Raw genomic sequence first — 19,578 nt, forward strand, 5'->3', positions numbered from 1 at the left:
AAGTCTGGGATCCCTCGGACAGGGGCTGCCCCCGGCGCCTGGAGTACGCCGGGGGCAGCCTGTTCACAAGGGTCTTACTTGACCTGGAGCAGCTTGTTCGCCGTTCCACCGGTCGGGTTGCTGATCTTGCCGTCCGCGGCGGCACCGACCAGGCCTTCGGCGACCTGGGCCGGGGTGGCCTCGGGGTGCGCCGAGAGGTACAGCGCGGCGGCACCGGCGACGTGCGGCGCGGCCATCGAGGTACCGCTGATGGTGTTGGTGGCGTCGTCACCGGTCGCCCACGAGGAGGTGATGTCGACACCCGGCGCGTACAGGTCCACGACCGAACCGTAGTTCGAGAAGCTGGCCTGCTTGTCGGTCTTGTCGCTGGCGGCCACCGTGATGGCCTCCTTCACCCGGGCGGGCGAAGTGGTGCCGGCGTCGGAGGACTCGTTGCCCGCCGCGAGCGCGAAGGTCACGCCCTTGTCGATGGCACCCTTGACCGCCGCGTCCAGGGCGTCGTCCGCGCCGCCGCCGAGGCTCATGTTGGCGACCGACGGGCCCTTGGCGTTCGCCGCGACCCAGTCGACACCGGCGACGACACCCTCGGTGGTGCCGCTGCCGTTGGCGTCCAGCACGCGGACGCCGACGATCTTCACGCCCTTGGCCAGGCCGTGGTCCGTGCCGCCGATGGTGCCGGCGACGTGCGTGCCGTGGCCGTGCTCGTCGTTGGGGGTGTCGTCGTTGTCGACGAAGTCCTTGCCGCCGGCGGCGCGGTCGCCGAAGTCCTTGTGCGAGCCGCGGACACCGGTGTCGATGACGTAGGCGGTGACGTTGTCGGCCTTCGTCGGGTAGGTGTACTTGGTGTCGAGCGGCAGGTCGGCCTGGTCGACGCGGTCCAGGCCCCACGACGGCGGGTTGTCCTGGGTCTCACTGATCTTGAACGTCTTGTTCTGGACGACGTACGCGACCTGCGGGTCGGCGGCGAGCCGCTTGGCGGCGGCTTCGTCGGCCTTGATCGAGAAGCCGTTCAGCGCCGAGCCGAACGTGCGGGACAGCGTGGTGCCGTACTGACCGGTGAGGCCCTGCGCCTTCGAGGCGACGTTCGCGGTGACCTCGCTCGCCGCGGCCACGCCCTGGCCGACCGCGGTGGGCTTGAGGACGACGATGTAGCTGCCGCCGACCGCGTTGGCCGCACCCGCGCCGCGGATCTCGCCCTGCTGCTCGGCGTTGGCCGCACCCGCGCCGAACGTGGCGACCGCCGCGGTCACACCGGCGAGGGCGACTCCCGCCACGAGGCCGCTACGGGTCTTTCGGGACTTCAGGTTCTTCCGGGACTTGCTCACTGGTTCCCTTCCTGCCGCGCCGTGCGGATCACCCGGGAGGATGATCGTCGTTGAGAGCCATGCAAGCCGGTGCGCTGGTGGCCGGGCAATGATTCACAGTTACCAGTACTAGGCCATACGGCGTAACGGCGCTCGTCCGGAAAGTCGTTTTCGCCTGGCAGAAGGCGCCCCTGAAGCGTTACCTCTGACTGTTAAAGTTATTCGTGTTGTTATCAACCGGGCGGTGTCAGGAAACGGCAGACGGGGGCGGTCGGGCAGCATATGGTGGCGGGGAGCGCGGCGGACCGAGTGACCACGGACGATGAAGAACAGCCGCGTACCGCGTTCGCCACCGCGTTGAGATCGGCCATCGCCACCAGCGGCCTGAGTCTCGACCGTATCCAAGCCCGGCTCCTCGCGCGCGGCGCGTCGGTGAGCGTGACCGCGCTGAGTTACTGGCAGTCGGGCAAACGTCAGCCGGAACGGCAGAGTTCGCTGTCCGCGGTCCGGGTCCTCGAAGAGGTACTGGCGATCCCCGCCGGTTCACTGCTCAGCCTGCTGCCGCCGCCGCGGCCGCGCGGGGCGTCGTCACGCCGCAGCCGGGCGACCACCGAGCAGCCGCTGACCTTCCCGCTCGAAGCGCTCCAGGCGTTACTGGAGAAGGTCGGCGCGCCCAACGCGCTCGAACAACACCATCAGCTGAAACTCGTCGGCCTGCACGACCTGTGCGAGATCGCCGAGGACGGCGGGCAACGCGCGGTGACCGCGCGGGCGGTGTTCCAGGCGGGCGCGGACGGGCAGGACCGCTGGCTGCTGGTCTACGCCCAGGGCGATCCGGAGGCCGGACCGCCGGTGCTGAACACGCTGCGCAACTGTCACGTCGGCCGCGCAGAGGTCGACGACGCGCACGGGCTCACGGTCGCCGAACTGCTCTTCGACCGGCCCATCGACCGCGGTGAGACGCATCTGATCGAGTACTCGCTGACCAACCCAGGGCCGCCGTACCCGGAATGCCGGAACACGCATTACCGCGAGTTCCGGCGTCCCGTGCGCGAGTACCTGCTGGAGGTCCGGTTCGACCCGGGCACCGTCCCGGCGAAATGCTGGCAATATTCGCGCCAAGGCACCTCGCCGCTGGACCGGAAGGAACTGAAACCGGACCAGGGCCACGGCGTCCACGCGGTCGCGCTCGACTTCGGCCCCGGCGTCTTCGGCATCGACTGGGAGTATTAACGCAGCTTGTTGCGCAGCACCTTCCCGGTCGCGTTGCGCGGCAACTCGTCGAGGAACTCCACGTCGCGCGGCACCTTGTACCGGGCGAGGTTGGCCTTGACGTAGTCGCGCACGCCGTCGACGTCCAGGTCCGACTTCTCGGCCCGCACCACGAACGCTTTCAGCCGCTGCCCGAACTCGGGATCGTCGACGCCGACGACCGCCGCTTCGAGCACGTCCTCGCGTTCGACCAGAAGGTTCTCGACCTCGATCGGGAAGACGTTCTCGCCGCCGGAGACGATCATTTCGTCGTCGCGGCCGTCGATGAACAGCAGGCCGTCCTCGTCGAAGTGGCCGACGTCGCCGCTGGAGAGCAGCCCGTCGATGATCTCCTTGTTGCGCCCGTCGGTGTAGCCCTGGAAGCTCAGCCCGCTGCCGACGAACACCCGGCCGGTGACATGCGGCTCGGTGATCTTCTCGCCCTTTTCGTCGTACAGCGCGACCTTGCAGCCCACCGGCGCGCGGCCGACCGTGCCCGGCGCCTTGCGCCAGTCCTCGGGGGTCGCGACCGTCGCGACCGCGACCTCGGTGGAGCCGTAGAGGTTGTGCACGACGTCACCGAACGCGGCGGTCGCGCGATTCCCCAGATCCGGTGACAACGCGGAGCCCGCGACGAAGATGATCCGCAGGCACGAGGTGTCGTACTTGGCGCGGATCTCCTCGGGCAGGTCGACGATCCGCTGCAGCATCGTCGGCACGAGGACCAGCGTGGTGCAGCGGTTCTCCGCGACGCCGCGCAACGTCTCCTCCGGCACGAACTTGCGCCGCATGACGACCTTCGAGCCGAGCGCGAAGGAAAGGATGAACTGCGACAACCCGGTTCCGTGGAACAGCGGCGCGCCCATGTAGGTCGCCTCGCCGGTCCGCAGCGGGATGCGGTCGAGGAACTGCGCGGAGGCCAGCGCGGAGGTGTGCGGCCGCGGCGCTCCCTTCGGCGTCCCGGTAGTGCCGCTGGTCAGCAGGATGAACCCGCCCGGTTTGGCCGGCGCGGGCCACGGGCGGTCGTCGGTGCTGGCGACCAGTTCGGTGACGATCGGGATCTTGTGCCCGGACAGCTCGGCGTCCGAATCGACCCACGCGAGGTAGTGGTCGACGTCGCCCTCGACCGCGTCCAGCAGGTCGGTGAACTCCTGGTCGTACACGAGCGCGGTGACGCCTTCGCGTTTCGCGACGTCCGCGAGCTGGGGTTTGGCGAACCCGGTGTTCATCAGCAGCAGTTTGGCGCCGAGCTTGCCCGAGGCGAGCATCGTCAGCACGAGACCGCGGTGGTCGCGGCACAGCGCGGCGATCACCGAACCCGGGCCGAGGCCGCGTTCCGACCACGCCCTGGCCAGCGCGTTCGACTGGGTGTCGAGCTGCTTGAAGGTCAGCGGGCCGAGCTCGTCGATGATGCCGGTCGCGGTCGGGTCCCGGCGGGCGGCGATCATGTTCGCGCCGGCGAACGGCCCCCATTTGCGCACCATGACCAGCGAACGCAGGCCCTCGTCGACCCGCGGGATGGGGAGCAGGCCCGCTTGGCGCATCACGTCGATGCTGCGCACGGTCTCGGTCACCTTGCCCGCCACCAGGGTGGCGAGGCCGGTGGGGTTTCTCATCCGGGCACCTCCGTTGCTGCTGCGGCGAGACACCATGCCCCCGGCGGTTCGCGTACCGGCGGTATGGGGTTGCTACTCGACAGTAGCCGACCGATAGCGCAGGCGCACTAGCCGTCTGGTGACAGAAATGTCGGGGGGAACCACCACAATGTGAGTGTGCAGGCGATCGCAGGTCAAGAGGAGGATGGCGACTTCGCGATCGCTTTTTCCGGGGAGCCGCCGCGGCAGGGCATGAAGCTCCCGGAGTTCGTCGGCGAAGTACGGCGGTTGGAGGCGGAACACTCACCCCGTTGGGTGTTCCCATCGGTCGAAGGGACGTATCCGGCGCTGATCAAGGCGGGCGTCCGGGTGCGGCGCTGTCACGACCTGGCGCTGACCGAAGGACTGCTCCTGGCCCACGAAGGCCGTCCGCAGGAGTCGCGAAGCCTGCGTGCCGCGCTGGCCAGGGCGAACGGACAGGAAGCGCCCGCCGACGAGCCCCCGCTGTGGGCCGAGGACGACCAGCCGACGCTGTTCGAGACGCGGGGGCCGCGACTGCCGTCCGGTGTCACGGTGATCGACGCGGCCCGCCGGGTGCTGGCCGAACAGGAGAAGCGGGTCGCCGTCACCGATCACCCGGAGCGGTTACGGCTGCTCTTCGCGGCGGAGTCGGCGAGCGCGCTGGCGGCCGCCGAGATGTCGGCCGACGGGCTGCCCTGGCGGGCGGACCTGCATCTGGCGTTGCTCGCCGAGCAGCTCGGGCCCCGCGTTCCGGCCGGGCACCGGCCGAAGCGGCTGGTCGAGCTCGCGGCGAAGATCAGCGACGCGTTCGGCGGGCGTCCGGTCAATCCGGACGCCCCGGCCAGCGTCGTCCGGGCGCTGGGCCGGGAGGGCATCGAGGTTTCGTCGGCCAGGAAGTACCTGCTGCGCGACATCGACCACCCCGCCGTCCCGCCGCTGCTGGAGTACAAGGAGCTCGCGCGGCTCCATTCGGCCAACGGCTGGACGTGGCTCGACGAGTGGGTGCACGACGGCCGGTTCCGCCCGCACTACGTCGTCGGCGGCGTCGTTTCCGGCCGCTGGGCGAGCCGGGGCGGCGGTGCTCTGCAGATCCCGAAGATCCTGCGGACCTGCGTCCGGGCCGATCCCGGCTGGAAACTGGTGGTCGCCGACGCCGCCCAGCTGGAGCCACGGGTGCTGACCGCGTTGTCCGGGGACCGGAAGCTGGCCGACGTCGCCGCGGCCACGGATCTGTACGCGAGCCTCGCCGAGGCGATGTTCTCCGGAGTGCGCCGCGTGCCGGTGCCCGCGTGGGACGACCGGGACGACCGGGACCGCGCGAAGATCGCGATGCTGTCGGCGATGTACGGCGGCACGTCCGGCGAGGCGGGACCGTTGCTGGCGTTGCTGCGCACCAGGTTCCCCGACGCGGTGTCCTATGTGGAGCGTGCCGCGCAGGCAGGGGAACGCGGTGAGCGCGTCCGCTCCCGGCTCGGCCGGACGTCGCCCGCGCCGTCGGAAGCCTGGCGCGCGCTGACCGGCGGCGTCGCGGAGGACGAGGCCGGCGAGCTCAAGGCCCGCCAGGCGTCCCGGAACTGGGGGCGCTTCACCCGGAACTTCGTCGTGCAGGCGAGCGCGGCGGACATGACCGCGGTCCTCCTGGCGACCCTGCGGAGCAGGCTCCCCTCCCCCGCGCACCTGGTGTTCTTCCAGCACGACGAGGTCCTGGTGCACACCCCGGCCGAGTTCGCCGACGAGGTCTCGCAGTCCATTGTGGACAGCATGGCCGAGGCGGCGCGGATGCTCTTCGGCCCGGCCTGCCCGGTACGGTTCCCGCTGCACATCGCCGCCGTGGACACCTACGCCGACGCGAAGTGAGTTACGCCCCCAACCACGCGAGTTACGCCTTCAATCACGCGAGTTCGCCGTTCAATCACGCGAGTCGTCCGTCTGATCACACGTGTCGTCCGCCCAGTCACGCGAGTTACGCCCCTGATCACGCGAGTTCCGCGCTCCATCACGCGAGATCCGTTTCCAGGCGACGGGACACACGTGACCAGATGGCGAACTCGCGTGATTGAAGGCGCGACTCGCGTGATTGAAGGCGCGACTCGCGTGATTGAAGGCGCGACTCGCGTGACTGAAGGCGCGACTCGCGTGACTGAAGGCGCGACTCGCGTGATTGGAGGCGTAACTCGCGTGAGCACCGCAAGTAGGTGACTAATTGCGGGGGGCGGCGTCGTCCAGGGCCTTGATGACGCGCTTCAGCGAGACGGGGTGGGCGGTACCGAGCGTCTGGGCGAAGAAGCTGACCCGAAGTTCCTCGATCATCCACCGGATCTCCCGTAGCGCGGGCGAGGAGGTGCCCGGCGGCAGCGCGTCCAGCGCCGCCTGGTACTCGTTGCGGAGCCAGGCGATGTCGCCGGTGCGCTGGATGTCGCGCGTCGGTTCGGTCGGGAGTTTCTCCAGCCGCCGTTCGATCCCCCGCAGGTACCGGACGACGTGCTTCAGCCTGTCCTGCCCGGTTTCGGTGACGAAACCCTTGTGCACCAAGCCGTCCAGCTGCGCGCGGATGTCGGCGAGCGAGTCCTTCGGGCCACGCGTGTCGGCCAGCCGCGTTTCGACGTCGTTCGCGGCGCGCAGGATCTTCTCGACGTTGGTCAGCACGTCGAGCACCCCGGCGTTCAGCCCGGCGCGCACCTTCTCCAGCAGGACCGCGAAGCCGGCCTCGTCCCAGCGCGGTCCTCCGTTGTCGGCGACCAGTTTGTCGACCGCGCAGTCCACACAGTCTTCGAGCAGCGCCGCCACGGAGCCGTGCGGATTCCGGTTCAGCACGAGTTTCGAGGAGTTGCCGAGGTTGCGGGTGATGAACTTCATCGGCGAAGGGATGTTCAGCCGCAGCATGCGCCGCGTGCCCGCCCACATCGACTGTTCCTGCTGGCCCGGCGTGTCCAGCAGCCGCACCGCCACGGAACCGCCTTCGTCGACCAGCGCCGGATACGCCTTGACGTCGTGCCCGCGCTGCTTGCTCGCGAACACCTTCGGCAGCTCGCCGAACGCGGGCGTCGTCAGGCCCTCGCGCTCGATGCTGTCGGCGGCCTTGGAGATCGTCGCGCGCACCTGACCGCTCAGGTCCCGCTTGAGCGCTTCGATGTCCTTGCCCTCGGAGACCTTCTTGCCGCGGACGTCGACCACGCGGAAGGTCATCTTCAGATGTTCGGGGACCGCCGACAGCTGCCAGGCGTCGTCGGGGATCACCACCCCGCGCAGCGCTTCCAGTTCGTCGGCGACGACGTGCAGCAGCGGCCCGTCGGCCGGGCCGACCCGCGACAGCACCAGTTTCGCGTGGTCGGGCGCCGGTACGAAGTTGCGGCGGATCGCCTTGGGCAGCGACTTGATCAGCTGCGTCACCAGCTCTTCGCGCAGGCCGGGGACCTGCCAGTCGAAGCCGTCCGGGGTGACCTGGTTCAGCACCGGCAGCGGGATGTGCACGGTGACGCCGTCCGCGTCGGCCCCCGGCTCGAACTGGTACGTGAGCTTGAAGGTCTGGCTGCCCTGGGTCCAGAAGTCGGGGTAGTCGGCCTCGCGCACGCCGCCCGCGGTCTCGTTGATGAGCATCGTCTTCTCGAAGCTCAGCAGGTCGGGCTCGGTGTGCCGCGCCTTCTTCCACCAGCTGTCGAAATGCCGCGCGGAGACGACGTCGGCCGGGACGCGCTGGTCGTAGAACTCGAACAGCGTCTCGTCGTCGACCAGGATGTCCCGACGGCGGGCCCGGTTCTCCAGGTCCTCGACCTCTTCGAGCAGCGCGCGGTTCTCGCGGAAGAAGTGGTGCCGGGTCTCCCAGTCGCCCTCGACGAGCGCGTGCCGGATGAACAGCTCGCGACTCACCTCGGGGTCGATCCGGCCGTAGTTGACGCGGCGGTCGGCGACGAGCGGAACGCCGTACAGGGTCACCTTCTCGAGCGCCATCACCGCGCCCTGTTTGCGCTCCCAGTGCGGCTCCGAATAGTTCCGCTTCACCACGTGCCCGGCGAGCGGCTCGACCCACTCCGGCTCGATCCGCGCGTTGACCCGGCCCCACAGCCGTGAGGTTTCGACGAGCTCGGCCGACATCACGAACCGCGGCTGCTTCTTGAACAGGGCCGAACCCGGGAAGACCGAGAAGCGCGCCCCGCGTGCGCCGAGATAGTCGCCCTTGGCCGGATCCTTGAGGCCGACATGCGACAACAGCCCGGCGATCAGCGACGTGTGCACCCGTTGCGGATCGACCGGGCCGGAGGTGTTGAGCGTGATGCCGAGCGGTTTGGCCAGCTGACGCAGCTGGCTGAAGATGTCCTGCCATTCGCGGATACGCAGGTAGTTCAGGTACTCGTTGCGGCACATCCGGCGGAACTGGTTGGTGGACAACGCCTTCTGCTGCTCGGTGACGTACTCCCACAGGTTCAGGTACGCCAGGAAGTCGGACGTCTTGTCCGCGAACCGCGCGTGCTGCTCGTCCGCCGCCTGCTGCTTCTCCGCCGGGCGCTCACGTGGGTCCTGAATGGACAGTGCGGCGGCGATGATCATGACTTCGCGGACGCAGCCGTTGCGGGAGGCCTCCAGCACCATCCGCGCCATCCGCGGGTCGACCGGGAGTTGCGCGAGCTTGCGGCCGGTCTCGGTGAGCTTCTTGCCGTCGGACATCTCGAACGCGCCGAGCTCCTGCAGCAACTGGACACCGTCGGTCACCTGACGGCGGTCCGGCGGCTCCACGAAGGGGAACGCCGCGATGTCGCCGAGGCCGAGCGAGGTCATCTGCAGGATGACCGACGCGAGGTTGGTCCGCAGGATCTCCGGATCGGTGAACTCGGGCCGCGCGTCGAAGTCGTCTTCGGAGTACAGCCGGATGCAGATACCGTCGGACGTCCGGCCGCAGCGGCCCTTGCGCTGGTTCGCCGACGCCTGCGACACCGGCTCGATCGGCAGCCGCTGCACCTTGGTGCGGTGGCTGTAGCGCGAGATCCGCGCGGTGCCGGGGTCGACGACGTACTTGATGCCGGGCACGGTCAACGAGGTCTCGGCGACGTTCGTCGCGAGCACGACGCGGCGCCCGGTGTGGCGCTGGAACACCCGATGCTGGTCCGACGACGAAAGCCGCGCGTACAGCGGGAGGATCTCGGTGTTCCTCAGGTCCTGTTTGGACAGGGCGTCCGCGGCGTCGCGGATCTCCCGCTCGCCGGAGAGGAACACCAGGATGTCGCCCGGCCCCTCGTGCTGCAGTTCGTCGACGGCGTCACAGATGGCCTGCGTCTGGTCGCGATCCTGATCGGCGTCCGGGTCCTCGGGGTCGATGATCGGCCGGTAACGGACCTCCACCGGATACGTCCGGCCGGAGACCTCGACGATCGGCGCGTCGTCGAAATGCTTGGAGAACCGCTCCGGGTCGATCGTCGCCGAGGTGATGATCACCTTGAGATCGGGGCGGCGCGGCAGGAGCTGCTTGACGTAGCCGAGGATGAAGTCGATGTTGAGGCTGCGCTCGTGCGCCTCGTCGATGATCAGCGTGTCGTACTGGCGCAGCATCCGGTCGGTCTGGATCTCGGCGAGCAGGATGCCGTCGGTCATCAGCTTGACCAGCGTGTCCTGGCCGGACTGGTCGGTGAACCGGACCTTGTAGCCGACGGCCTCGCCGAGTTCGGTGTTCAGCTCGGAGGCGATGCGGTCGGCGACCGTGCGCGCGGCCAGCCGCCTCGGCTGCGTGTGCCCGATCTGGCCCCGGATGCCGCGGCCGAGTTCGAGACAGATCTTCGGCAGCTGGGTCGTCTTCCCCGATCCGGTCTCACCCGCGACGATCACCACCTGGTGATCGCGGATGGCGTCGGCGATCTCGTCCTTGCGCCGGCTGACGGGCAGCTCTTCGGGGAACGAGATCTTCGGGACGGCGTCGCGTCTGCGGGTGACCCGCAGTTCGGCGGCCTCGATGTCGGCCTCGATCTGGGCGGCGATCGACTCGGCGTTGCGCGCTTTCCGGGCACCGTCGAGCCGGCGCCGGAGGCGGTGCTCGTCGCGCGACATCAGTTCGGGCAGGCGAGCGCGCAGGGCGCCGAGCGGGGAAGGTTGAGAAGCCATGACCGGCACCAGGATAGCCGTGCGTGACGATCCGGGCCTCCGAATATCCCGCACGTCACCACCACCCCCGCAATTCGCCATCTACTTGCGATAGTTCGCCCTGCCAACTATCGCAAGTAGATGGCGAATTGCGGGGTCGGGTCAGAAGTACCGCAGGGAGGCCGGGGTGAGGTCGGCCAGGGTCCGGTGCCCGGACAGGCCCATGGTCAGGTCGAGGTCGGCGAGCAGGCTCCGCAGCACGTGCCGGACACCGTCCTCCCCCGCGTGTGCCAGGCCGTACACCCACGGCCGCCCCACCAGCACGGCCTTCGCCCCGAGCGCGAGCGCCTTGGCGATGTCGGCGCCGGTGCGGATGCCCGAGTCGAACAGGATCTCCAGCCGGTCGCCGACCGCGGCCACGATCTCCGGGAGCGCGTCGAGCGACGCGATCGCGCCGTCGACCTGTCGGCCGCCGTGGTTGGACACGACGATCCCGTCCATCCCGGCCTCGACGGCGCGGCGCGCGTCGTCGGGGTGCTGGATGCCCTTGAGCACGATCGGCCCGTCCCAGTGCTCGCGCAGGAACGGGAGCCGGTCCCAGGTGCTGTCGGTGCCGGTGATCATCGAGATCCAGCGCAGGATCGCGGTGGGCGAGTCCTCCTCCGGCGTCTTCTCCAGCAGGCTGCGGAACACCGGGTCGCTCAGCGGGACACCGAGCCCGACGCCCTTGATGAACGGCAGGTACGCGTGGTCAAGGTCGTTCGGGCGCCACGCGAGGGTCCAGGTGTCGAGCGTGACCACGAGTGTGGTGAAGCCCGCGGCCTTCGCCCGCGCCAGGATGCTCGCGCAGACCTCGTTGTCGGTCGGCCAGTACAGCTGGAACCAGCGCGGCCCCTCGCCACTGGCCTCGGCGACGTCCTCGATGCTCGTGGACGACGCCGTCGACATGACGTACGGCAGGCCGACCGACGCCGCGGCCCGCGCGGCCGCCGGTTCGGCGCCCTCGTGCACGATCGACTGGACGCCGACCGGCGCCAGCAGCACCGGCGCCGGTACCGGCGTCCCCAGCACGGTCGTCGACAGATCGCGTTCGGTGGCGCCGGTGAGCATCCGTGGCACGAGACGCCAGCGGTCGAACGCCTCCCGGTTGGCCCGCGCGGTGGCGCCCGATCCGGCCGAGCCCGCGACGTACCAGAACGGCCCGGGCTCGAGGATCTCCCGCGCGGACTCCTCCAGCTTCGTGGCGTCGGTGGAACACGGCGGGTACGTCCCACCGAGCCCCTGCAGGTAGATCTCGTTCTGGTAGCCGCCGAACCGTTCGGTCACCCAGGCCTCCTCGTCACGTCGCCCTGGCCGGCTCGTCGCGGCGGGTCGAGCCTCGGACAATACTCGCCGGTAGCAACCAGGCGAGTTTCTCGGAGCGGATGACCGCGACTGGACCGATCACGGCCAGCAGGAGGACGTAGCCCGCGACGAACGGCGCGACCCGCGAGTCCAGCCCGGCCGCGGTCGCCATCGCGGCGAGCACGAGCGAGAACTCGCCGCGGGTGAGCACGGTGAGCCCGATGTTCACCCCGGCCTGGCGATCGAAGCCGTTCAACCGCGCGGCCAGCGCGCCCGCGCCGAGGTTCAGCACGATCGTCAGCGCCACCGCGATCAGCACCGGCACGACCACCGAGCCGACCGCGTTCGGGTCGATGCTGAGCCCGAAGATGAAGAAGAACAGCGCGCCGAACGCGTCCCGCAGCGGGAGCACCAGCTTGTGGATACGCGGCGCGACCTTCGAACCGCCGAGCATCATGCCGACCATGAACGCGCCGATCGCGTCGGACACCCCCACCTCCTCGGCGACAGCGGCACCCATCACCGCCACCCCGACGAAGCAGACGGTGAGCAGCTCGTCGTCGGCCGAACCGAACAGCTTCGACACCACCCGGCCACCCCAGCGGGCGAGCGCGGCCATCACGATCAGGAACGCGAAGGCCTTCCCGAAGTCGGCGAGCGCCGAACCGAAGCTCCCGGCGCCGGACAGCACCGGCTGCAGCAATGCCAGGTACAGCGCGAGGAACAGATCCTCGATCACGATGATGCCCATGATCAGCCGGGATTCGGGGTTGTTCATCCGGCGGGATTCGAGCAGGAGTTTGGTGACGATCGCGGACGACGAGATCCCGATGGCACCGGCGATGACCAGCGCCTCCCTGGTGCCCCAGCCCAGCAGGAAGCCGAACGCGAGCCCGCCGCCGATGTTGAGGATCAGGTAGATCAGCCCGGACCAGACGAGTTTGCGCCCGCCCTTGGCCAGGTCGTCGAGGGAGAATTCGAGGCCGAGGTAGAACAGGAGGAAGACGAGACCGAGCCCGGCGAGCACACCGAGCTCGGCCGGATCGTCCACAAGGGACAGTCCGGGCGTGTTGGGGCCGAAGACGAAACCGGCCAGCATGAACAGGGGGATGGTCGGCAGCCCGATACGGGCGCCCGCTCTGGCGATGACACCGGCGGCGAGGAACGCCCCGCCGACGGCCAGCAGGGCATGACCGGAACTCATGGAGACCTCCGATGGATGGCTGATGCGGCTTGGGGACCGGGTCAGCGCGGAGGTGCCCGCGCGGGCGCCTGGGGCACCGCTCGGGTGACGACGACGGGTTCGCCCTGCTCAGGGGCGTGGCCGGCGTCGGGAAGGTCGACGGTCTCCGCTTCGGCGGGAGCGTCGGCGAGGGGAACCGTTTGCCCGCCGTGGAAGGCGGGCAGCGGATGGGTCGCGAAGACGGCGACGGGATCTTCCTTCGCGGTCCGCCCGTGCCCGTGGGGAACGGTCGGCGTGACGAAGGCGAAGACGAGCAAGATCACGAGGAAGAAGACGGAACGGTGCCGTGTGGCGGGGGCACGGTTCGTCGTCATCTGCCCACCACTTTACCAGTCCTTTATAGACTGATCGACGGCTCCCGCAACATGGGCAACATCGGCGGACCGCTCTCGACGGCGAAAGCCGGTCCGTGGTCGCGGAAACCCAGCCGCCGATACAGTTTCGCGCTCTCCGCGCTGCTCGCCTCCAGGTACGCGGGCACCGCGCCGTACCGGTCTAGCCCGTGCCTCAGCAGCCGTGCGCCGATCCCTTGCCGCTGCGCGTTCTTGCGGACGCCGATGAACTGGGCGTGGTGGTGCTCGCCGCCGGGGGCGTGCTCCTTCATCAGCTCGAACAACGCCGCGAGCCTGCCGATTTCTTCCCCAGTGAGCCCGGCGAACGCTTCGTCGTCGATGTCTTCGTCGCCACCGGGCGCCCAAAGCGCCACGGCGGACAGATCGTCGGTGACGTCGACGTGGCCGCCGACGGCGAGCATCCCCCGCACGACCGCGCGATGGAAGATCGGCAGCGCCACCGCGCGGCGCTCGTCACCGGGAAAGACCCACATGCTCACCGGGTCTTCATGGAAGGCCTCGGACAGCACATCGACCACAGTGTCCATTTCGGACGGTTCGGCGGACCGGACGATCATCGCCCCGCCCTCAGCGCGACGGGCTCGTCGTCTTCGAGCGGGCCGCCGATGGCGGCGTACGTCTCGGGATCCTTGGTCCGCAACACTTCCGCGCGCAGGAAACCGGCGAGGGCGGCAACGACCATGAGACCGGGCAGACCCCAGCGCAACAGGAACGTCCCGGCCGGGCCGAGCAGCAGATCGAAGTTGAGCAGGATCAGCGCGAGGACGGCCGACAGCGCGAGCATCGCCGCACCCGGCGCGATCCAGCGGCGCCAGGCGTTTTCGGCGTCGCGGCGCCGTTTGAAAAAGCCGATCACCGAAAGCGAGACGGCGATCATGATCACCACGACCCCGGTGGACGCGGTCGTGCCGAGCCAGGTGAACAGTTCGGTCACCGGATCACGGCCCGCGATCGCGAACAGCGACACCACCACCAGCGCCAGCGCCGTCTGCGTGAGCGAGCCTGCCACCGGCGCGCCGGTGCGCTTGCTGGTCTTGGCCAGCGAGCGAGGCAACAGCCCTTCCCTGCCCAGCGCGAAGAAGTACCGTGCGACGGCGTTGTGAAAGCTCAGCAGCGCCGCGCACTGGCCGGTCACGAACAGCGTGTACGCGACATCGGAGAACGTCTCGCCGAGGTGTTCTCCCGCGAGGTTGAACAGCAGGTCCGGGCCCTGCGCGGCGGCGGTGGTGACGATGACGTCCGGCCCGGTCCCCACGGCCAGCGCGAGCGACGAGACGACGTACAGCACCGCGGTGAGCCCGATCGCCGCGTACGTCGCGCGCCCGACCGTGCGGCTGGGTTCCCGGGTCTCCTCGCCGTAGGTCGCCGCGCCCTCGAAACCGATGAACGCGGCGGCGGAGAACGCGAACACCGCGCCCGCACCGGTGGTGAACAGGCTCGACGGCTCCAGCGGGACCCAGGAAACGGCGCCACCGGCGGGGTTCGCGAACAACGCGATATCGACGATCGCGACGACGGCGACTTCGAGGCACAGCGCCACCCCGAGCACCTTGGCGTTGAGATCGACCCGCAGGACGCCGAGCGCGCCGATGATCAGCACCATCACCAGCGCGCACAGCCACCACGGCGGCGGGGATCCGGTGAGCGTGCCCAGCCAGGTCGACACCGACCAGCCGAACAGTCCGTAGATGCTGATCTGGATGGCGTTGTAGGAGATCAGCGTGACGAACGCGATCCCGGCGCCACTGGATTTGCCGACCCCGTTGGCGACGTAGGGGTAGAACGCGCCCGCGTTGGTGATGTAGCGGCTCATCGCGGCGTAGCCGACCGCGAACAGCCCCAGGATCGGGGCCAGCAGGAGGAACGACAGCGGCACCCCGACACTGCCGGTGACCGCGTAGTTGGTCGGGACCCCGCCCGCGATGGCGAAGAGCGGACCGGCCGCGGCCACCACGAAGAACACGATCTGCGCGGCTCCGAGCCGTCGATGGCCGAGACCGCGCCGCGGTCTTTGCGTACCCATGAACCCGTCCCCCCGGACGTCGGTTTGGCGCTGAAGGTTCTTGATCTTGCGAGAGCCATCCCACCCTAGGGCCGGCCACCCCGGCGAGGTACGTCCGTTCAGGCTAAAAACGGACCTCGGGTCGCAGTGGTCCGCGCGCTACCGCTACTTTGGCCGTCCCGCACTACAACGCCGGAGGGCGTGCCTTCATGCGTCGGCTGACCTTGGTCGATTCCCTGTTCTTTCTCGCCCACGACGAGTTCACCGGTAAACCCGCGCTGCGAGGCACGGGACTCGGCATCGGAATGGCCGGTTCCGCGCTCTGTGATCTCCTCCTCGCCGAGCGGATCACCGTGGAACGCAAACGAATCCGGCCATTGTCGCGCCGCGGCCTCGCTCATCCCCCACTGGATCGGGTGTTCTCGGAAATCCTCCGGGAACCCGAGCGGCACACCGTCCGGGAATGGGTCGGCCATCTCCGCCACGATCTCGGGAGAACGGTCGCGGACAACCTGCTCGACGCGGGGGTGGTCGACCGCGAAACCGACCGGATGCTCATCCGGAAGAATCACCGCTATCCGCCACGGGATCTGCTGATGTCGACGGCCGCGCGCAGCAGGGTGAGGACGGCCGTCCTCGGCACCGAGCAGCCGGATCCGCATTCGGTCTGCCTGGCCCTGCTGGCCTGGACCATCGGGCTCGACGATTTCTGCGAACCGGAACTCGACCGCGCCGGCCTGCGGGCCTGGGCCGGGTCCACGCATCGGGAACTCCCGAGGGCGCTCGCCGAACTGATCTCGGGGGTGGACGCGGTGAGCGCCGCCGTCGTCTACACCGGCGACCGGCGATGACCGGCGGTAGCCTGACGCCATGCCTGCCGACCGTGACCACGACGTCGTGCTGTTCGGCGCCACCGGATTCACCGGTGGCCTGACCGCGGAATATCTCGCCCGCGCCGCGCCGCCAGGTCTGCGCCTCGCCCTGGCCGGACGCGATCCCGTCAAGCTGGAAGCGGTGCGAGAAAAGCTTTTCTCGATCAATCCGGCGCTCTCGGAACTCCCGCTGGTGCGGGCCGACGTCTCCGATGCGGACTCGCTGCGGAAGGTCGCCGAGTCCACGAAGGTCGTCGCCACCACGGTCGGCCCGTATGTCCATTATGGAGAACCGCTGGTCGCCGCGTGCGCCGAAGCGGGAACCGACTACGCCGACCTGTGCGGCGAGCCCGAGTTCGCCGACAAGATGTACCTCGCTCACCACGCCCGCGCGGTCGAGACCGGCGCCCGGCTCGTGCACGCGTGCGGTTTCGACTCGATCCCGCACGACCTTGGTGCCCTCTTCACGGTTTCCCAGCTGCCACAAGGGAAACCGATCCGGATCGACGGGTACGTGCGCGCGGGAGCGGCGCCGTCGGGCGGCACCTTCCTCTCGGCGCTGACGGCGTTTTCGCGGCTGCCGTCGAGTTTCCGCGCCGCACGGGATCGCGCGGCCGCCGAACCGCGGCCGGAGGGCCGTCGTGCGCGCGCCGCGCTGGGCACACCGCATCGCAGCCCCGACGGTTTCTGGGCGGTGCCGCTGCCGACCATCGACCCGATGATCGTCGAACGGTCCGCCGCCGCGCTCCCCGGGTACGGCCCCGACTTCACGTACCGGCATTTCGCCGCGATCAAACGGCTTCCGGTGGTGGCCGCCGGTGCGGCCGGGATGGGGCTCGTCTTCGCCGCCGCCCAGATCCCGCCCGCGCGACGGGCGCTGTCGAATCTGTTGAAGCCCGGCGGCGGCCCGGACGAGCAGCGACGGGCGCGGTCGTGGTTCTCCGTGCGGTTCCACGCCGAGAGCGGCGGCGAACGCGTCGTGACCGAGGTGTCCGGCGGCGACCCTGGATACGGCGAGACGGCGAAGATGCTCGGCGAGTCCGCGCTGTGCCTGGCGCTGGACGACCTGCCTTCGACGGCCGGGCAGGTCACCACGGCGACCGCGATGGGGCAAGCGCTGATCGACCGGCTGACCGACGCCGGCTTGCGCTTCGCGACTCTCTCGTGAGTGGTCAGGACGGTTAGAACCGAGGGTGGTCTGGAACCGGTGTCGCGAAAGCCACTTTCGAGACGTCTGATGTCCCGAAAGTGGCTTTCGCAACCTCCGGCCAAACCCAGCACCCGGCAGAACCGCGGTACCGAGTGGAGCTGGTCTCGTGAGTGGTCAGGACGGTTAGAACCGTCCTAACCACTCACGAGGCCAGCAGGTCCTCAGCGGTCCGTGTGTTGATCACCCGGTCCGGCTCGATCCCCAGCTCGGTGGCCCGCGCGCAACCGTAGACCAGCCAGTCCAGCTGGCCCGGCGCGTGCGCGTCGCTGTCGATCGCGAAGTCGCAGCCCAGCTCCACGGCCAGGTTCAGCAGGCGCGTCGGCGGGTCGCGACGCTCGGGACGGGAGTTGATCTCGACGGCGACCCCGTTGTCCCGGCACGCGGTGAACACCGCCTCCGCGTCGAACTCCGACTCGGGCCGTTTCCCGCGCGCACCCATCACCAGCCGCCCGGTGCAGTGGCCGAGCACCCGGACCCGAGGATGCTGCACCGCGGCGAGCATCCTCGGCGTCATCTCCTTGGCGGGCATCCGCAGTTTCGAGTGGACGCTCGCGACGACGAAGTCCAGCTGTTCCAGTAGGTCTTCCTCCTGGTCCAGCGTGCCGTCGAGGTGGATGTCGACCTCGATGCCGTGCAGGATCCGGAACGGCGCCATCGTCTCGTTCAGTTCGGCGACGACGTCCATCTGCCGCCGCAGCCGTTCGGGCGAAAGGCCGTTGGCGACGGTGAGCCGCGGCGAGTGGTCCGTCAGCACCATCCATTCGTGGCCGAGCGCGCGGGCGGCCTCCGCCATCTCGTCGATCGGGCTGCCACCGTCGGACCAATCCGAATGGGTGTGGCAGTCGCCCCGCAACGCCGCCCGCATGGGGCCGCCGTCGGGCAGCTTCGGCTCGCCGATCTTCTCGAAGTAGGCGGGACGGCGTCCGGCGAGGACGTCTTCGACGACGGCCGCGGTCGCCTTGCCGATATTCGGCAACGCGGTCAGCGTGCCCGCCTCGGCGCGTTTGCGCAGGTCGTCGGGCTTGACCTTGGCGATCACCGAAGCCGCCTGCCGGAACGCCCGCACCCGGTAGGTCGGCTCGCCCGCACGCTCCAGCCGGAACGCGATCTCCCTCAACGCCTGCGCCGGTTCCATGGCTACCTGTCTACCCGGTCAGCGGCGAAGCGGCAGCTCATGAAGAGCTACGTCGCGCAGCTCGCCATCGCGGATCTCGGCGGTCTGGTACGTGCAGAACGGCTGGCTCCGCCGGTCGGTCGGCGAGCCGGGGTTCAGCAGCCTCAGCCCGTTCGGCGTCACCGTGTCCCAAGGGATGTGGCTGTGCCCGAACACGAGGACGTCGGTGTCCGGGAACTGTGCGTCGCAGCGGCGCTCGCGCCCCTGCTTGCCACCGGTTTCGTGGATGACCGCCAGGCGGACGCCGCCGAGGTCCGCCCGCGCGATCTCGGGGAGCCGCGCCCGCAGGTCCTCGCCGTCGTTGTTGCCGTAGACCCCGATGAGCCGCTCGCTCCGGGCCTCGAGTTCGTCGAGCAGGGCGACCTCGATCCAGTCACCAGCGTGGATGACGACGTCCGCCGCTTCGACCTCGCGCCAGACTTGGGCGGGCAGCCTCTTCGCGCGCTGTGGCAGATGCGTGTCGGCGATGAGCAGCAGGCGCATCATTCGTCTCCGATGGTCTCGAGGATCCGGTCCAGGAAGTCGCCGATATGGGCGCGCAGCAGCCCGGCCGCCCCGTCGGCGTCTCCCTTCTTCGCCGCCGCCAGCACCGCCTTGTGCTCGGCCCATTCCCTGCGCCAGCTGGGATTCGCCGCCCAGCCGACCACGCTGATCAGCGCCGCGCGGTCCCTGAGGTCGTCCAGTATCGAGACCATCAGCGGGTTGCCGCAACCACTGTAGAGCGCGCGGTGGAACCGGCGGTTGAGCAGGCTGAGCGCCGCCTGGTCCTTGTCCGAGATCGCCGCCGACGCCTCCTTCAGCGCCTCCGCGGCGTCTTCGAAGAGGTCCGGCGAGCGGCGTTCGACCGACCGGCGCACGGCCTCGGGCTCCAGCACCATGCGAACGTCGTAAACGGACTTCGCCAGCTCCGCGTCGACCACACAGACCGAAGCGCCCTTGTACGGGCTGAAGGTCACCAGTCCCGTGTTCGACAGCACCTTGAGCGCCTCGCGGACCGGCGTCTTCGACACCCCGAGCCGGGCGGCGAGTTCGGCTTCGACCAGCGGCTGGCCGGGCTTCAGCTCCCTGGTGAGGATGCCGCGGCGGATCTCTTCGAGCACCACTTCGGTCCGTGAAGCGGGCAGGCTGAAGGTCGAAGACATG

At 69.4% G+C, this 19,578-nt stretch carries 15 protein-coding genes; 4 read left to right on the forward strand and 11 right to left on the reverse strand.

Going from position 1 to position 19,578, the window contains the following annotated elements:
- Positions 1-74 precede the first annotated feature (74 nt).
- Positions 75-1,325, reverse strand: coding sequence for a S8 family peptidase (locus CVV72_RS20505; RefSeq protein ID WP_219145346.1), 1,251 nt, complete (start codon positions 1,323-1,325; stop codon positions 75-77).
- Between the two features lie 261 nt (positions 1,326-1,586).
- Here CVV72_RS20505 and CVV72_RS20510 point away from each other — a divergent pair, with 261 nt between their 5' ends.
- Entirely contained in the window at positions 1,587-2,537 is a 951-nt protein-coding gene (locus CVV72_RS20510; RefSeq protein WP_219145347.1) for a hypothetical protein, read from the forward strand.
- On the opposite strand, the gene CVV72_RS20515 is transcribed toward CVV72_RS20510, so the two are convergent.
- Positions 2,534-4,171, reverse strand: a complete 1,638-nt coding sequence (locus tag CVV72_RS20515; RefSeq protein ID WP_219145348.1) for an acyl-CoA synthetase — start codon at positions 4,169-4,171, stop codon at positions 2,534-2,536. The two genes, CVV72_RS20510 and CVV72_RS20515, sit on opposite strands and share 4 nt — an antisense overlap.
- 150 nt (positions 4,172-4,321) lie before the next feature.
- On the opposite strand from CVV72_RS20515, the gene CVV72_RS20520 reads away from it, so the two are divergent.
- Positions 4,322-6,028: a bifunctional 3'-5' exonuclease/DNA polymerase gene (locus tag CVV72_RS20520; protein WP_219145349.1), complete on the forward strand. Its 1,707-nt coding sequence runs from the start codon at positions 4,322-4,324 to the stop codon at positions 6,026-6,028.
- Between the two features lie 342 nt (positions 6,029-6,370).
- On the opposite strand, the gene hrpA is transcribed toward CVV72_RS20520, so the two are convergent.
- The 6 genes from hrpA to CVV72_RS20550 form a co-directional block, all read right to left on the reverse strand.
- The gene (gene hrpA / locus CVV72_RS20525; RefSeq protein WP_255632787.1) at positions 6,371-10,204 is read right to left on the reverse strand and encodes an ATP-dependent RNA helicase HrpA; all 3,834 of its coding nucleotides are present in this window, start codon (positions 10,202-10,204) and stop codon (positions 6,371-6,373) included.
- A 195-nt stretch (positions 10,205-10,399) separates the two neighbouring features.
- Positions 10,400-11,563 (reverse strand): lactate 2-monooxygenase, encoded by a 1,164-nt coding sequence (locus CVV72_RS20530; protein WP_219145351.1) that lies wholly within the window; start codon positions 11,561-11,563, stop codon positions 10,400-10,402.
- A 13-nt stretch (positions 11,564-11,576) separates the two neighbouring features.
- Positions 11,577-12,785 (reverse strand): cation:proton antiporter, encoded by a 1,209-nt coding sequence (locus CVV72_RS20535; RefSeq protein ID WP_219145352.1) that lies wholly within the window; start codon positions 12,783-12,785, stop codon positions 11,577-11,579.
- Between the two features lie 41 nt (positions 12,786-12,826).
- On the reverse strand, positions 12,827-13,138 hold the full coding sequence (locus tag CVV72_RS20540) for a hypothetical protein (RefSeq protein WP_219145353.1): 312 nt from the start codon (positions 13,136-13,138) through the stop codon (positions 12,827-12,829).
- Between the two features lie 23 nt (positions 13,139-13,161).
- Positions 13,162-13,734 carry a GNAT family N-acetyltransferase gene (locus CVV72_RS20545; protein WP_219145354.1) on the reverse strand — a complete coding sequence of 191 codons (573 nt, stop codon included), beginning with the start codon at positions 13,732-13,734 and terminating at the stop codon, positions 13,162-13,164.
- A complete protein-coding gene (locus CVV72_RS20550; RefSeq protein ID WP_219145355.1) occupies positions 13,731-15,200 on the reverse strand; it encodes an APC family permease in 1,470 nt (489 codons plus the stop codon). The genes CVV72_RS20545 and CVV72_RS20550 overlap by 4 nt, the downstream gene beginning before the upstream one ends.
- A 188-nt stretch (positions 15,201-15,388) precedes the next feature.
- On the opposite strand from CVV72_RS20550, the gene CVV72_RS20555 reads away from it, so the two are divergent.
- Both CVV72_RS20555 and CVV72_RS20560 read left to right on the forward strand, forming a co-directional pair.
- On the forward strand, positions 15,389-16,030 hold the full coding sequence (locus CVV72_RS20555; RefSeq protein ID WP_219145356.1) for a GPP34 family phosphoprotein: 642 nt from the start codon (positions 15,389-15,391) through the stop codon (positions 16,028-16,030).
- Positions 16,031-16,049: 19 nt separating this feature from the next.
- Positions 16,050-17,219 (forward strand): trans-acting enoyl reductase family protein, encoded by a 1,170-nt coding sequence (locus tag CVV72_RS20560; RefSeq protein WP_219145357.1) that lies wholly within the window; start codon positions 16,050-16,052, stop codon positions 17,217-17,219.
- Between the two features lie 184 nt (positions 17,220-17,403).
- Here the strand turns inward: CVV72_RS20560 and CVV72_RS20565 are convergent, their stop codons facing one another.
- The 3 genes from CVV72_RS20565 to CVV72_RS20575 are packed head-to-tail and all read right to left on the reverse strand — an operon-like array spanning position 17,404 to position 19,577.
- Positions 17,404-18,396 carry a PHP domain-containing protein gene (locus CVV72_RS20565; protein WP_219145358.1) on the reverse strand — a complete coding sequence of 331 codons (993 nt, stop codon included), beginning with the start codon at positions 18,394-18,396 and terminating at the stop codon, positions 17,404-17,406.
- 18 nt (positions 18,397-18,414) lie between these two features.
- Positions 18,415-18,918 (reverse strand): metallophosphoesterase, encoded by a 504-nt coding sequence (locus CVV72_RS20570; protein WP_219145359.1) that lies wholly within the window; start codon positions 18,916-18,918, stop codon positions 18,415-18,417.
- On the reverse strand, positions 18,918-19,577 hold the full coding sequence (locus CVV72_RS20575) for a GntR family transcriptional regulator (RefSeq protein WP_219145360.1): 660 nt from the start codon (positions 19,575-19,577) through the stop codon (positions 18,918-18,920). The genes CVV72_RS20570 and CVV72_RS20575 overlap by 1 nt, the downstream gene beginning before the upstream one ends.
- Position 19,578 lies beyond the last annotated feature (1 nt).

Source organism: Amycolatopsis sp. TNS106 (assembly GCF_019330265.1).
In the GTDB taxonomy this organism is placed as follows: Bacteria; Actinomycetota; Actinomycetes; order Mycobacteriales; family Pseudonocardiaceae; genus Amycolatopsis; species Amycolatopsis lurida.